Below are 14980 nucleotides of genomic sequence, written 5' to 3' on the forward strand. Positions count from 1 at the left end.
AATGACTGACGCCGATCCCACTCTGCGCCCTGACCCTTTGCCCGAGGACAATGACCGCGCCCTGCGCCCTCAGGGATTGGATGAATTCATCGGTCAGGCCGAAGCACGCGCCAACCTTCGCATCTTCATCCAATCGGCCCGTCAGCGGGGTGAGGCGATGGACCATACACTGTTCCATGGCCCTCCGGGCCTTGGCAAGACGACGCTGGCACAGATCATGGCGCGCGAGCTGGGGGTGAATTTTCGCATGACCTCTGGCCCGGTGCTGGCCAAAGCGGGCGATCTGGCGGCTATCCTGACCAATCTGGAATCGCGCGACGTTCTGTTCATCGACGAAATTCACCGCCTGAACCCCGCCGTCGAAGAGGTGCTGTACCCGGCGATGGAGGATTTTGAGCTGGATCTGGTGATCGGCGAAGGCCCCGCCGCTCGGACCGTTCGGATTGAGTTGCAGCCCTTTACTCTGGTCGGAGCGACCACGCGAATGGGTCTGCTGACCACGCCCTTGCGCGACCGTTTCGGCATTCCGACAAGGCTGCAATTCTACACCGTCGATGAACTGCACGAGATCGTCACCCGTAATGCTCGCAAGCTGGGCGCCCCAGCGGATGACGCAGGCGCGCGTGAGATCGCGCGCCGGTCGCGCGGCACGCCGCGCATCGCGGGACGGCTGCTGCGTCGGGTGGTGGATTTCGCCATCGTCGAAGGCGACGGGCGGATCACGCAGGAACTGGCCGACGGCGCGCTGACACGTTTGGGCGTGGACAATCTGGGGCTGGACGGTGCGGATCGGCGCTATCTCAAGCTGATTGCCGAAAATTACGCTGGGGGACCGGTGGGGATCGAAACGCTGTCGGCGGCGCTGTCGGAAAGTCGGGACTCGCTGGAAGAGGTGATCGAGCCCTATTTGCTGCAACAAGGGCTGATCCAGCGCACACCCCGTGGGCGGATGCTGGCGCAAAAGGCGTGGACGCATCTGGGTATGGCCGCGCCCAAGGGGCAAAGCGATCTGTTTGGTTGAAGCCTGAGACCAGAACTTTTATGGGTGCGCCATGGCAGCCACCCAGTGTCGAGGATTGCGTGTGACCCCTGAAGACATACAAACACTGTTCACCCGCGAAAGCGGAGAGTTCCTGTTCGCACGCTGGGGGCGCCCAATAGTTCCGATCGTTTTTGGGGTGCAGGACGATACGCTCGCCACCGTCAAAGGCGCGTTTGAGGCGGTTGTAACCCTGGCCGGGCACAAGATGGCCGAAACCGACCCCGAGTTGGGCGCAAACTGCATGGTCTTCTTTTTCCGCGACTGGAAGGAGTTGCTGGAGGTTCCCGATCTGGACCGCCTCATCCCCGACCTTGCCCCTTTGGTGGATCGACTGGTCGAGGAAGATGCTAATCAATACCGCGTTTTCCGGTTCGAAGAGGATGGTGCAATTCGGGCGGCGTTTGTCTTTCTGCGCATGGACAATGAGCTGTCGAAAGTTCCGGCCGAAACCCTGGCGCTTAGCCAGGTGGTGCAGACAATACTTCTTTGGTCTGACACCGCTTTTCGGGCGCAATCACCGTTGGCTGTGGCAGGTGAAACAACAGTGTTGCGCCCCGATGTCGCCGCGTTGATCCGGGCCGCTTACGACCCCGTGTTGCCAGGGGCAACGCAGGATTCCGCACATGCTTTACGATTGTTCGCGCGTCTGCAAGCAAGCCACTAGGTCGAACCTCAGGGGTTTTTGCTGTGGAACGTTGACAGCAACGCAGCCTCGTCGGTGTAAAAGGCTTCCTTTCCCACCAGATCGGTGACGCCGTACCTGTCCAGTTCCGCGCGCACCTTTGGTGAGATAAGCAAGAACACCAACCGAATGCCCTGTGCGTCCAGTATCCGGTACATGTCGCGCAACGTGAAACCGGCAGAGAAGTCCACGTCATCTACGGCCGATGCTTCAAGGCAGAACCAGCGTATATCGTTTTGTGGGTCCGACGTGATCGCCCGAATCTCATCTGCAAGCCGTTGCGTGTTGGCATAATACAGGCTGTGGGAAAAACGATAGATCACCAGTCCGGGGTCAAACTGGTTGGGGCGCTCGATGGATTTGGCGCGCCAGCCTTCGCCTGTTTCATTGCGCACGATCACGGTGTTTCTGGGGTGATAGCCGCGTCGCGTATGGTCGATCAGGGATAGGGCCATCGCCAGAATGATCCCTTGTTCGACTCCAACCAGCACCACAACTGCAGCGGTTGCCACTGCGATCCAGAATTCGGACCGTGCCTGGCGATAGATCGCAATCAGACCCTTTACGTCGATCAGTTTAAGTCCGATCAGAAACACGATGGCAGACAGGGCGGCGTTAGGCAGATACGCCAGTGGACCGGTCAGGAACAGAATGACAATAAGCACGATCAGCACGGTGGTCAGCTGTGCAATCTGACTACGTCCACCCGCGCTGGCGACCATTTCGGTTTTTGTGGGGCTACCGTTAACCACAAAAGTCCCGCTGAACGCAGCGCCAATATTGGCCAGACTCAACCCGATCAAATCAGTGTTTTCGTTGAAACGCTCATCATACCGGGCAGCGTAGGCGCGCGAGGTTGCTGCGCTTTGTGCCAGGATGACAACAAAGATCGAAATGGCCGTCGGCAGCAATTGTTTGAACAGGTTCCAGTTCCAGTCGACGTTTGGAAAAGACAGGGAGGGCATACCGCTGGGGACAGGGCCAAGCACTGCAATTCCTGACGCGCCGAGTTGGAACGCCCAACTGCACAGGATGACGCCGATAATGGCGATCAAAGGCCCAGGAATTTTGTTCGACAAGCGTTTGCAGCCGATGACGATGACTAAAACGGCAGCGGATACCAGTAGCGTACCGGAACTGATCTGATCAATCTGTTGCACGGTATCTGCCAGCTTTGCGATTGTGCCATGTCCGGAAGTCTCGATCCCAAATAAGCCGGGGAGTTCACCGCATGCGACCTGGATACCGATGCCGGTAAGGAACCCAACAAGCACCGTTCTGGACAAGAAATCCGCAAGAAAACCTAAGCCGATAACTCGGGCAACTATCAGCAATACCCCGGCCATCAACGCCAGGAGGGAGGCAAGGGCCAGATATTCGTTGGATCCCGAAACCGCCATGCCCGCCAGCGCCGAAGCCGTAATTGCCGCCGTCGCCGAATCTGCGCCCACGACCAAATGCCGCGAAGATCCGAAGATTGCGAACAGCGCCATCGGTATGAGGATAGTGTACAGGCCAGTCACGACTGGAGTGCCTGCGATTTTGGTGTATCCCATCACCTCAGGGATCGCGAGGCAGGCAAAAGTCAGCCCGGCCAGAACCTCGGCCGGCAGTCTGGGCAGGTTCAGCGGCAGAATGCCCTGAAAAATCGGTAGCGCCCTGTTTTCTTGGCCTTTACCTGCCACGTTGCCCCCTATGCGATGCCGGTTTCTTGAGTGAAAGTGTATCGGGAGGAGCGTTTGAATACGAGCGTCTGTACCTGATCACGAAAATTAACAGGTCTTGGGGATTGCAGGTGGCACGGCGGACATGCATCTGTTTGGAATAGGGGATGCCCCGTTTGCTCAGAAGTCCTTATGTGGCCGGAATTCAGATCATGACCCAAGATTCAGACGCGTTGAACAAGCACATTTTCCCGATCCGGGTTTATTATGAAGACACCGACATGGGCGGCGTGGTCTACCACGCGAACTATCTGAAATACATCGAACGTGCCCGGTCAGACTATGTTCGCAATATTGGTAACGACCAGAACGCGATGCGGGATGCTGGTATTGTCTGGGTCGTGCGTAAAATCGAAGCTGAATACTTGGCCGCAGCTAAATTCGATGATGAGCTGCAGATCGAAACCTGGATCACGGCGCTTTCGGGTGCCAGATTAACGATGGCACAGCGCGTGACGCGAGGGGAAACCGACGTATTCACTGCCTCGGTCACAGCAGTTTGCATGAATGCACAGGGCAAACCGGTGCGTCTTCCGGCAGAGATTCGCGCATTGATGTAACAATTTCGGCCGCCCGGGTGGTTCTGTTGGCTTTTCACACCCAACTGCGTTAGCGTTCATCAAAACAAGGCCAAAGAAACGGCCGTCAGGCAAAAACTAAAGAGCAGGTTCATGGAAGCTGAAACGCTGGCGCTGGCGCAGGAGATCGACTTCTCCATGTGGGGGCTGTATGCCCGCGCGACCTTTATCGTAAAATTGGTGATGCTGATGCTGATCGGTGCGTCGGTTTGGTCTTGGGGTATTATCATTCAGAAAATCATCAACTATCGGGCCGCCCGGCGCGAGGCGCAGGTGTTTGATGAGGCGTTCTGGTCCGGAAACCCCCTGGATGAGTTGTTCGAACAGATCGGCACACAGCCTGACGGCAGTTCGGAAAAGATTTTCGCCTCGGGTATGATCGAGTGGCGTCGCTCACACCGCACAGATGGCGGGCTAATCGCCGGGGCAACGGCCCGGATCGACCGTTCTATGGATGTGGCCATCGCGAAAGAGGCCGAGACGCTGCAAAAAGGCTTGCCTGTCTTGGCAACGGTAGGTTCGACCGCACCCTTTATCGGCCTGTTTGGAACTGTTTGGGGCATCATGAACGCCTTTATCGAGATTGCCGAACAACAAAACACCAATCTGGCGGTTGTGGCCCCCGGTATCGCCGAGGCTTTGCTGGCGACCGGCCTGGGCCTGTTAGCCGCGATCCCGGCGGTGATTTTCTACAACAAACTCAGCGCGGATAGCGATCGGATCGTGGGGGGCTACGAGGCGTTTGCCGACGAGTTCGCCACCATACTGTCGCGCCAGTTGGACAGCTAAGATGGGTGCGGCGGTTCAGCAAAGCTCGGGCGGGAATGGGCGCAGACGCGGACGGCGTCGCGGTCGTGCGCAGCCCATGGCCGAGATTAACGTGACCCCGTTTGTGGACGTAATGCTGGTGCTGCTGATCATCTTCATGGTGGCCGCACCTTTGTTGACGGTTGGGGTGCCGGTGGATCTGCCCAAGACGGCGGCAAGCGCATTGCCCGGTGACAACGAGGAACCCTTGACCGTGACGCTGACCGCTGATGGGCAAGTGCAGATCCAAACCACTGACATTCAGCGTGACGAACTCATCGGAAGACTGCGCGCCATCGCGTCCGAGCGCAGCAGTGACCGCGTGTTCTTGCGGGCGGATGGCTCGATCCCTTATGCGCAGGTGATGCAGGTAATGGGTGCGTTGAATGCGGGCGGGTTTTCCAATGTCGGGCTTGTGACTGACACCGGCGGTCCGACGCTTGACGAAGGTGGAGAGTGAGGCGGCACGGTGGATACCGGCACCAAGATCTCGGCTATTGCCCATGTCAGTCTGATCGGATGGGCCTTGTTCGGCGGCACGTTCCGGTCCGAACCCTTGCCTATGGCCGTACAGGATGTCTCTGTGATTTCGGCTGAGCAATTTGCGGCAATGACCGCCCAACGGGACGCGCCCGAAGTGGCCACCCCAGCCGCTTTGCAGCAACCCGAAGCTCCGGTCGAAGATGCAACGCCCCCCGCACAGGTCGAAGAAGAGCAGCCGGTGCCAGAGGTATCGGAACCGGCTGAGCCGGAGCCTGATACGGTTCCCGAAGCGGTTGAGCCCCCTCCTGAACCAGTTGTGATAGAACAACCCCCGACGCTTGAGCCTCCCGAGCCGGACGTAGTTGCCTTGCCAGTACCGCCGGGGCCCGAAGCACAGCCGCGCCCTGCGGACAGGGTTGCGCCCGAGCCCGTCGCGCCGCCTCCGCCCGAGGCCGCACCGGATGATATCGAAACACCCGCTGTGTCTTTGGATGAAGGCGCCGAGGTTCAACAGGAACAGCAGGATCAAACCGCCCCCAAAGAGGCGACAGATGAAATCGTGACCGAGGCCGAGGAAGCCAAGGAATACGCCCCGCGCAGTTCTCCGCGTCCGCAGGTTCGACCAAACCGTCCAACCCCTCCGGCGCAGCCCGAGGTGGCGGAAGCGCCTGAAGCCGAGCCCGAGACGCCTGCACCTCAGCCTGCGGATGAAAGCGCCATCGAGGATGCGTTGGCTGAAGCGTTGGGGCAGGGCAACGAACCCTCGGGCCCGCCACTGACCAGCGGTGAGAAAGATGCGATGCGTTTGGCAGTGTCCAAGTGTTGGAATGTAGGGTCGCTATCGACCGACGCGTTGCAGACTGTGGTCGTCGTAGGGTTTTCACTCACGCCGGATGGCAATGTGGTGGGCGGCAGCTTGCGCCTGATCGAGAGTTCCGGCGGATCTTCCGGCGCTTCAAGACAGGCCTACGAAGCCGCCCGGCGTGCAATCTTGCGCTGTGGAGCCAGAGGATATGACCTGCCTGCTGACAAGTATGAACATTGGCAGGATATTGAGATTACATTCAATCCCGAGAGGATGCGGATCAAATGATGAGATTTCTGACCAGCCTGTTGCTTGGCCTGATGCTTTTGACAGCGCCGGTTTATGCCCAGAACGGACCGCTGCGCTTGGAACTGGATCAGGGGATCATTGAGCCCTTGCCCTTCGCAGTGCCCAGTTTCGTGCCCGACGGTCCCGCTGCGGCTCAATACGCGCAGGATATCACGCGGGTTGTCGCAGCGGATCTCACCGGCACCGGGCTGTTTCGCGAAATCTCGTCTGAAGCGTTTATCAGCCGGGTCAGCAGCTTTGAAGCTCCGCTGCAATTTGCCGACTGGAAGGCGATCAATGCCGAGGCGCTTGTGACTGGGGCAGTGAATGTCTCGGGCAACCGGCTAACGGTCCGCTTCCGGGTATGGGATGTGTTTTCCGGGCAGGAGCTTGGCAACGGGTTGCAATTCGCAGGCACCACGGATGGATGGCGTCGCATGGCGCATAAGGTTGCTGATCAGGTCTATAGCCGCGTGACGGGCGAGGGCGGTTACTTTGACAGCCGCGTGGCCTTCGTGTCGGAAAGCGGTCCCAAGGATCAACGCCTGAAACGTCTGGCGATTATGGACTACGATGGTGCAAACGTGCAGTACCTGACCGACAGTGCCGCCATCGTGCTGGCCCCGCGCTTTTCTCCGACGGGGGATCGGTTGCTCTATACCAGCTATGAGACGGGCCAGCCCCGCATTTATGTGCTGGATGTCGACCGCGTGCGACGCAGCGAGTTGAACACGCCCGGCGGCACCATGAGCTTTTCGCCCCGCTTTTCGCCGGATGGGCGCTCGATTGTCTATTCGCTGATACAGGGCGGCAATACGGATCTTTGGAAAATGGATCTGGCCTCGGGGCAAAGCACTCGTCTGACCAACACACCTGCGATCGAAACCGCGCCCAGCTATTCGCCGGATGGATCGCAGATTGTATTCGAAAGCGACCGGTCGGGCACGCCGCAACTGTATATCATGCCCGCAAATGGCGGAGAGGCGACGCGGATCAGCTTTGGTGCAGGCCGCTATGGCACGCCGGTCTGGTCTCCGCGCGGCGATCTGATCGCGTTCACCAAGCAGAACAAAGGCCGGTTCCATATCGGCGTGATGCGGACGAACGGGGATGAGGAACGCCTGTTGACCTCGTCCTTCCTGGATGAAGGGCCAACCTGGTCGCCAAATGGTCGGGTGATCATGTTCACCCGAGAAACCCAAGGTGCAAGCGGTCGGGCGACTTTGTATTCGGTGGATATTTCGGGCCGGAACCTGCGCCCGGTGCGCACGCCGGACGGCGGCAGCGATCCGTCCTGGGGGCCTTTGCAGAATTGATCGCGGGGGCGGTCGGAAAAGTTCACAAGAAACCCGCGCTGTGATACACAGGCGGCAATAAACAGATAAAACAACGAGGCACTTGAAATGAACGTATTGGGCAAAGTGGTAGCAGTGGGCGCACTTGGCATTCTGGCTGCCTGTACTAGCAACGATCCATCCGATTTGGGCGGGGGCTTTGGCAATGGCGCGAATGGTGGTGGATTGGCGGCTGGGTCACCCAGCGATCCGCGCTCACCGGCTTATTTCCAGCAGACCGTCGGCGACCGTGTGCTGTTTTCGGTCAATGATTCGAACCTGTCGCCGCAGGCGCAGACCGTCCTGCAAGGTCAGGCGGACTGGCTTCTGGCTAACCCGGATTTCGTGGCAACCATCGAGGGCCACGCAGACGAACAGGGTACCCGCGAATACAACCTTGCACTGGGCGCACGTCGGGCCAATGAAGCTCGCGAATACCTGATCTCGCGCGGGGTGGCGGGCAACCGTTTGACCACTGTCAGCTATGGCAAGGAACGCCCGATCGAGATTTGCAGCACCGAGGAATGCTATTCCAAGAACCGCCGTGCGGTGACGGTGCTTACCGGGTCAACACTGGGGTAAGGCGATGAAAGTTGCAGGATGGGTTCTGGCGGCGGTTCTGACCACTGCCAGCATGGCGCAAGCGCAAGATCAGCAGACTCTGGCGGATATCCGGCAGGAACTGACTGTGCTGCATGTGGAAATCCAGCGTCTGAAGCGCGAGTTTTCGACAACGGGCACTCCGGCACCGAACCTGTCCGGCAGTTCGATTCTTGAACGTGTTGGAGCGATTGAGGCTGAGCTTCAGCGTCTGACCCGCCAGACCGAGCAGTTGAACCAGCGGGTGCAGAATATCGTTACCGACGGCACCAACCGCATCGGCGATCTGGAGTTCCGTCTGGTCGAACTGGAAGGTGGTGACCTGAGCGCGCTAGGAGAGACCTCGACCTTGGGTGGTGAAACCGAGATTGCTGCCGCGGCCCCGACCTCGCCCAGCGCACCGGCCACGATTGATCAGGGAGAGCTGGCAATTGGCGAACGGGCGGATTTTGATGCTGCGGCGCAAGCATTGGCTGAAGGTAATTTCCAAGCAGCGGCCGACCAGTTTGCCAATTTTGACGTCTCTTACCCGGGCAGCCCGCTGGCGCCTGAAGCCAATCTGAAGCGCGGGCACGCGCTTGAGGGCCTGGGCGACACGCGTGAAGCTGCGCGTGCTTTCCTGGCCAGCTTTACCGGCGACTCCGAGGGCGCATTTGCACCCGAAGCGTTATTTGAGTTGGGCTCGGCACTTGGGCGTCTTGGGCAGCAGGATCAGGCGTGCATTACGCTTGGGGAAGTTGGCGTGCGGTTTCCCGCCTCTCCTGCAGCGACTAGCGCAACGCAGGAAATGACCTCGCTGGGCTGTCCTTGAGCGCACTTGCCGACAGGTTACGATCCGAGATTCGTGCAGGGTTGCCTGACCGGTTACCTTCTCGATTAGGTGTTGCCGTATCGGGCGGAGGCGACTCGGTCGCCTTGTTGCATCTGATGAATGATCTCGCTCATGACGAAGGTATTGAACTGCGTGCGGCGACGGTAAACCATCATCTGCGCGCGGAAGCGGCGACCGAGGCGCTGTGGGTTTCGAACCACGCACAGTCTATGGGTTTGTCGCATGACATTCTGGAGTGGCACGGTTGGAAAAACTCGGGAAACCTTCAGGATCAGGCGCGTCGCGCACGGTACGATTTGCTGGCGGACTGGGCGCGGCGAAACCAGATCGGTGCGGTTGCTTTGGGTCATACTGCGGATGATCAGGCCGAGACCTTTCTGATGCGTTTGGGTCGCGCGGCAGGTGTGACCGGTCTGTCTGGTATGTCGACTGTTCGCGATCGTGACGGGTTCGTCCTGTTGCGTCCGATGCTGAAGATCACCCGACAAACCCTGCGGGAATACCTGACCGAGATCGGTGTCGAGTGGGTCGAAGACCCTTCGAATCAGGATCGCCGGTTTGATCGTGTCAAAGCCCGTGATGGGTTGGTCGGACTTGGTGAAATCGGCATAACGGTTGAGTCTCTGGCACGGGTTTCTGATAATCTTGCACAAGCCCGTGATGCCTTGGATCACTTTACGCAGGAATCCGCTGCCAAGGTGTTGGTTCCGGTGTCCGGTGATGTCTGTTTGGATCGCGAGGGCTTTGATGCTCTGCCCCAAGAGATTCAGCGTCGTTTGTTGGTTGGCTGCATCCGATGGATTGCGGGCGGTGACTACCCGCCGCGCCAATCAGCGGTAAATTTTGCCCTTCATGTGATCAAACAGGGAAACGGGGCAACATTAGGGGGCTGTGAACTTGTTACAAAAGCGCAGAAAACATGGATTTGTCGAGAGCTAAACGCGATTTCGGATGAAACATGCGATCCGGACCAGACTTGGGATAAACGCTGGATTCTGTCCGGCCCCTCCGGAAGCGATTTGCAAGTAAAACCACTTGGTGAAGAGGGTATCGCGCAGGTTTCAGGTTGGCGTGATCTTGGAAAACCACGTGCGGCTTTAGTCGCCTCGCCCGCGATTTGGCACAAAGATGTGTTAATTTCGGCCCCATTGGCCGGTTTTGGCAACGGATGGCGCGCAGAAATAGTGTCGAAATGGCCCGACTTTCACTCTTCGTTTTTATCGCATTGAACCTGCTTGAATCCTCTCTATTTTAAGAAGCAACCCGGCGGACACGCATCCGCCGAAATCTTTTGGGAGATTTTCCTTGGGCAACGCTCGTAACATCGCCTTCTGGGTCGTTCTGTTTTTGCTGATCCTTGCACTGTTCAATTTGTTCAGCGGACCGGGTGGAACGCTTCAGAGCAATGAAAGAACCTATTCCGATTTCGTGGCCGCCGCGCAGAGCGGTGAAGTCAAAAACGTTACGCTGGATGGTGAACAGATTCGCTATACCACGCAAAGCGGCGCAAATTATGTGACCATCAAGCCAGCTGACGCCGAAGTCACAAAACTGCTGATTGATGAAAACATCCCTATGCAGGCGGTCAAACAGCAGCAGTCTGGTTTCCAGTCCTTCCTGATCACTCTGCTGCCGTTCCTGCTGTTGATCGGCGTCTGGGTCTATTTCATGAACCGGATGCAAGGCGGCGGCAAAGGCGGCGCGATGGGCTTTGGCAAGTCCAAGGCCAAGATGCTGACCGAAAAGCATGGCCGCGTGACCTTTGACGACGTGGCCGGTATCGACGAGGCCAAGGAAGAGCTGGAAGAGATCGTTGAATTCCTGCGCAACCCGCAGAAGTTCAGCCGTCTGGGCGGCAAGATCCCCAAAGGCGCACTGCTGGTTGGCCCTCCGGGCACCGGTAAGACCCTTCTGGCCCGCGCGATTGCGGGTGAGGCGGGTGTGCCGTTCTTCACCATCTCGGGTTCGGATTTCGTTGAGATGTTCGTGGGTGTTGGTGCGTCCCGTGTGCGCGACATGTTCGAGCAGGCCAAGAAAAACGCACCTTGTATCGTGTTTATCGACGAGATTGACGCCGTGGGCCGCCATCGTGGTGCCGGTTACGGCGGCGGCAATGACGAGCGTGAACAAACGCTCAACCAGTTGCTGGTCGAGATGGACGGGTTTGAGGCAAATGAGGGCGTGATCATTCTGGCGGCCACCAACCGCAAGGATGTGCTGGACCCCGCGCTGCTGCGTCCGGGCCGATTTGACCGCAACGTGACCGTCGGCAACCCGGACATCAAAGGCCGGGAGAAGATCTTGGGCGTTCACGCGCGCAAGACCCCCTTGGGCCCCGATGTCGATCTGCGCATTATCGCGCGCGGGACGCCGGGCTTTTCGGGTGCTGATCTGGCGAACCTCGTGAACGAGGCCGCGTTGATGGCCGCGCGTGTGGGCCGCCGCTTTGTCACCATGGAAGACTTCGAGAACGCCAAGGACAAGGTGATGATGGGCGCCGAGCGTCGCAGCATGGTGCTGACGCAGGACCAGAAGGAAAAGACGGCCTATCACGAATCCGGTCACGCTGTGGTTGGTCTGGAGCTGCCGCTCTGCGATCCGGTCTATAAGGCGACGATCATTCCGCGCGGTGGTGCGCTGGGTATGGTTGTGTCGCTGCCGGAAATGGATCGCCTGAATTATCACCGCGATGAGTGCGAACAAAAGCTGGCCATGACCATGGCCGGTAAGGCCGCCGAGGTCATCAAATACGGTGAGGATCATGTCTCGAACGGCCCCGCCGGGGACATAATGCAGGCCAGCCAGCTGGCGCGCGCGATGGTGATGCGCTGGGGCATGTCGGACAAGGTCGGCAATATCGACTATGCCGAAGCGCATGAGGGGTACTCGGGCAACACCGCCGGGTTCTCGGTCTCGGCTCATACCAAAGAGCTGATCGAGGAAGAGGTTAAGCGCCTGATCCAACAGGGTTATGAGCGCGCTCACCAAATCCTGACCGACAAGAACGAGGAATGGGAGCGTCTGGCCCAAGGTCTGCTGGAGTATGAGACCCTGACCGGCGATGAGATCAAGCGCGTCATGAACGGTGACAAGCCAACCGAAGATGATGACGAAAGTGACAAGCCGGACGAAGGCAGCGCACCCAGCGTGACGGCTATCCCAAAGACGAAGGTCAAAAAATCCCCACCCGATGGCGGGATGGAGCCGGAACCGACGGCATAGTTCAAAAACCCGGGCTAAGACCCGGGTTTTTCTTTTCTTTCCCGTGTGCCTGCATTCTAGTGGCGGCTGGAACAGAGCGAAGGAGAGAGAGACGATGCCGGTCTTACGCAAAACAGAATTCACGGCCGAAGTTGTCTGGCTTGGTCAGGTGCCGGCTGGGGCCTCCATCAGGGCCGAGGCCGCGGCCTCATTGTCTCTTGGGTTCGCGGGGGTCGCAGGAGAGCGACACGAGGGGGAAAACCGCGCGTCCTGTGTGCGCATGACAAACATCTATCCGAAGGGCACGGAAATCCGAAATGTACGGCAGCTCTCGGTGTTGTCCCAAGAGGAAATGCAGGAAACTGCGGCCGAGATGGGGTTGGACACGCTTAATCCGTCCTATCTTGGGGTCAGTATCCTGTTGAAGGGCATCCCTGATTTCACCCATGTGCCTCCGTCATCGCGCCTGCAAGGCCCGGATGGAGTAACGATCACGATCGACATGGAGAACCGACCCTGTGTGATACCGGGACGCGAGGTCGAAGCCGATCTGCCGGGTCACGGTGCCGCTTTCAAGCCTGCCGCGCAGGGACGGCGCGGTGTGACGGCTTGGGTCGAACGCCCCGGTGTTCTGAGCTTGGGTGATTCCCTGACGTTGTTTGTTCCCGATCAGCGCGCTTGGGCACCTTAAGACACAGGCTTTCCGATGCGAAACGATCAAAGTTACGTGACGCCACCCTGTAAGTGACGCTACGCCGTTTCAAGACATGATTATGTCGGAATCCACATCTATCGCCACGGTACACGACGGTATGGGTTGACCAGCGCCGACGCCCTGCGTCGGTTTTGCACGGCATTCAATCAGGGACCCTGCCCAATGAGCTATAAATCCGACATCGAAATCGCCCGCGAAGCGAATAAGAAGCCGATTCAGGAAATCGGTGCCAAGATCGGCATCGAATCCGCCGATCTGCTGCCCTATGGCCACGACAAGGCGAAGGTCAGCCAGGACTTCATCAACTCGGTTCAAGACCGCGAAGACGGCAAGCTGATCCTTGTCACCGCGATCAACCCGACCCCTGCGGGTGAAGGCAAGACCACCACCACCGTTGGCCTGGGCGACGGTCTGAACCGCATTGGCAAGAACGCGATGATCTGTATCCGCGAAGCCTCGCTGGGCCCGAACTTCGGCATGAAGGGCGGCGCTGCGGGTGGCGGTTACGCACAGGTTGTTCCGATGGAAGAGATGAACCTGCACTTCACCGGTGACTTCCATGCCATCACCTCGGCCCACTCGCTGCTGTCGGCGATGATCGACAACCACATCTATTGGGGTAACGAGTGCGACATCGACATTCGTCGCGTTGCATGGCGTCGTGTGGTCGACATGAACGACCGCGCGCTGCGTCAGATCACTGCCTCGCTGGGTGGCGTGTCGAACGGCTTCCCGCGTGAAGCAGGCTTTGACATCACCGTTGCGTCCGAAGTTATGGCGATCCTCTGCCTGGCAAACGACCTGAAAGACCTGGAAAAGCGTCTGGGTGACATCATCGTCGCCTACCGCCGCGACAAGTCCCCGGTCTATTGCCGCGACATCAAAGCCGAAGGCGCAATGACCGTTCTGCTGAAAGACGCGATGCAGCCGAACCTGGTGCAGACACTGGAAAACAACCCGGCCTTCGTCCATGGCGGCCCCTTCGCGAACATCGCGCACGGCTGTAACTCGGTCATCGCGACCAAGACCGCGCTGAAGGTGGCTGACTATGTCGTCACCGAAGCAGGTTTTGGGGCCGACCTGGGTGCCGAGAAGTTCATGAACATCAAGTGCCGCAAGGCGGGAATAGCCCCGTCTGCAGTGGTGCTGGTTGCCACCGTACGCGCGATGAAGATGAACGGCGGCGTCGCCAAGGCTGACTTGGGCGCAGAAAACGTCGATGCGGTTCAGTCCGGCTGCGCCAACCTGGGTCGCCACATTGAGAACGTGAAATCCTTCGGTGTACCTGTTGTCGTCGCGATTAACCACTTTGTCACCGACACCGATGCCGAAGTTGATGCGGTCAAGAAATACTGCGCCGATCACGGAGTCGAAGCGGTTCTGTCACGCCACTGGGAACTGGGCTCGGAAGGCTCGGCACCGCTGGCCGAAAAAGTCGTGGAAATCGTCGAAGGTGGCACTGCTAACTTCGCGCCGATCTACCCCGATGACATGCCGCTGTTCGAGAAGGTTGAAACCATCGCCAAGCGCATCTACCGCGCCGATGAAGTTCTGGCCGACAACAAGATCCGCAACCAGCTGCGCGAGTGGGAAGACGCGGGCTATGGCAACCTGCCGGTCTGCATGGCGAAAACCCAGTACTCGTTCTCGACCGATCCGACCCTGCGCGGTGCGCCCACCGGCCACTCAGTCCCGGTGCGTGAGGTCCGCCTGTCCGCAGGTGCCGGCTTCATCGTGGTTGTCTGCGGCGAGATCATGACCATGCCTGGCCTGCCGCGCAAACCGGCCGCGGAAAGCATCTGCCTTAACGACGCAGGCGAGATCGAGGGCTTGTTCTAAGCCCGCAAATAAGACATCTCGTGGTCCGGGGGTATCCCCGGGCCATGAGG

At 58.9% G+C, this 14980-nt stretch carries 14 protein-coding genes; 13 read left to right on the forward strand and 1 reads right to left on the reverse strand.

Annotated elements, in window-relative coordinates; translation table 11 throughout:
- Position 1: 1 nt before the first annotated feature.
- Together ruvB and ACR3EG_RS06405 are read left to right on the forward strand one after the other, a co-directional pair.
- Positions 2–1021, forward strand: a complete 1020-nt coding sequence (gene ruvB, locus ACR3EG_RS06400) for a Holliday junction branch migration DNA helicase RuvB (protein WP_170354911.1) — start codon at positions 2–4, stop codon at positions 1019–1021.
- 31 nt (positions 1022–1052) lie between these two features.
- Positions 1053–1706, forward strand: coding sequence for a hypothetical protein (locus tag ACR3EG_RS06405; protein ID WP_480494272.1), 654 nt, complete (start codon positions 1053–1055; stop codon positions 1704–1706).
- Between the two features lie 8 nt (positions 1707–1714).
- Here ACR3EG_RS06405 and ACR3EG_RS06410 read toward each other — a convergent pair whose 3' ends face one another.
- Positions 1715–3409, reverse strand: a complete 1695-nt coding sequence (locus tag ACR3EG_RS06410; protein ID WP_480494274.1) for a SulP family inorganic anion transporter — start codon at positions 3407–3409, stop codon at positions 1715–1717.
- Positions 3410–3600: 191 nt separating this feature from the next.
- On the opposite strand from ACR3EG_RS06410, the gene ybgC reads away from it, so the two are divergent.
- From ybgC to ACR3EG_RS06465, 11 genes are all read left to right on the forward strand, one after another.
- Positions 3601–4008: a tol-pal system-associated acyl-CoA thioesterase gene (ybgC, locus tag ACR3EG_RS06415; RefSeq protein WP_480494276.1), complete on the forward strand. Its 408-nt coding sequence runs from the start codon at positions 3601–3603 to the stop codon at positions 4006–4008.
- A 111-nt stretch (positions 4009–4119) separates the two neighbouring features.
- A complete protein-coding gene (gene tolQ, locus ACR3EG_RS06420; RefSeq protein WP_170354913.1) occupies positions 4120–4815 on the forward strand; it encodes a protein TolQ in 696 nt (231 codons plus the stop codon).
- A 1-nt stretch (position 4816) separates the two neighbouring features.
- On the forward strand, positions 4817–5293 hold the full coding sequence (tolR, locus tag ACR3EG_RS06425; RefSeq protein WP_170354914.1) for a protein TolR: 477 nt from the start codon (positions 4817–4819) through the stop codon (positions 5291–5293).
- A 9-nt stretch (positions 5294–5302) separates the two neighbouring features.
- On the forward strand, positions 5303–6409 hold the full coding sequence (locus ACR3EG_RS06430) for an energy transducer TonB (RefSeq protein WP_480494279.1): 1107 nt from the start codon (positions 5303–5305) through the stop codon (positions 6407–6409).
- Positions 6406–7725, forward strand: coding sequence for a Tol-Pal system beta propeller repeat protein TolB (gene tolB, locus ACR3EG_RS06435; protein ID WP_480494281.1), 1320 nt, complete (start codon positions 6406–6408; stop codon positions 7723–7725). The genes ACR3EG_RS06430 and tolB overlap by 4 nt, the downstream gene beginning before the upstream one ends.
- Positions 7726–7812: 87 nt before the next feature.
- Entirely contained in the window at positions 7813–8325 is a 513-nt protein-coding gene (gene pal / locus ACR3EG_RS06440; RefSeq protein WP_480494283.1) for a peptidoglycan-associated lipoprotein Pal, read from the forward strand.
- A gap of 4 nt (positions 8326–8329) precedes the next feature.
- On the forward strand, positions 8330–9154 hold the full coding sequence (ybgF, locus tag ACR3EG_RS06445; RefSeq protein WP_480494285.1) for a tol-pal system protein YbgF: 825 nt from the start codon (positions 8330–8332) through the stop codon (positions 9152–9154).
- 41 nt (positions 9155–9195) lie between these two features.
- Positions 9196–10404, forward strand: coding sequence for a tRNA lysidine(34) synthetase TilS (tilS, locus tag ACR3EG_RS06450; RefSeq protein ID WP_480501715.1), 1209 nt, complete (start codon positions 9196–9198; stop codon positions 10402–10404).
- Positions 10405–10480: 76 nt separating this feature from the next.
- Positions 10481–12397, forward strand: a complete 1917-nt coding sequence (gene ftsH, locus ACR3EG_RS06455; RefSeq protein WP_480494289.1) for an ATP-dependent zinc metalloprotease FtsH — start codon at positions 10481–10483, stop codon at positions 12395–12397.
- Between the two features lie 94 nt (positions 12398–12491).
- Positions 12492–13067, forward strand: a complete 576-nt coding sequence (locus tag ACR3EG_RS06460; RefSeq protein WP_480494291.1) for an MOSC domain-containing protein — start codon at positions 12492–12494, stop codon at positions 13065–13067.
- 186 nt (positions 13068–13253) lie between these two features.
- Positions 13254–14930 (forward strand): formate--tetrahydrofolate ligase, encoded by a 1677-nt coding sequence (locus ACR3EG_RS06465; protein WP_480494293.1) that lies wholly within the window; start codon positions 13254–13256, stop codon positions 14928–14930.
- The last annotated feature ends 50 nt before the right edge of the window (positions 14931–14980 follow it).

Source organism: Ruegeria sp. AM7, assembly GCF_056535965.1.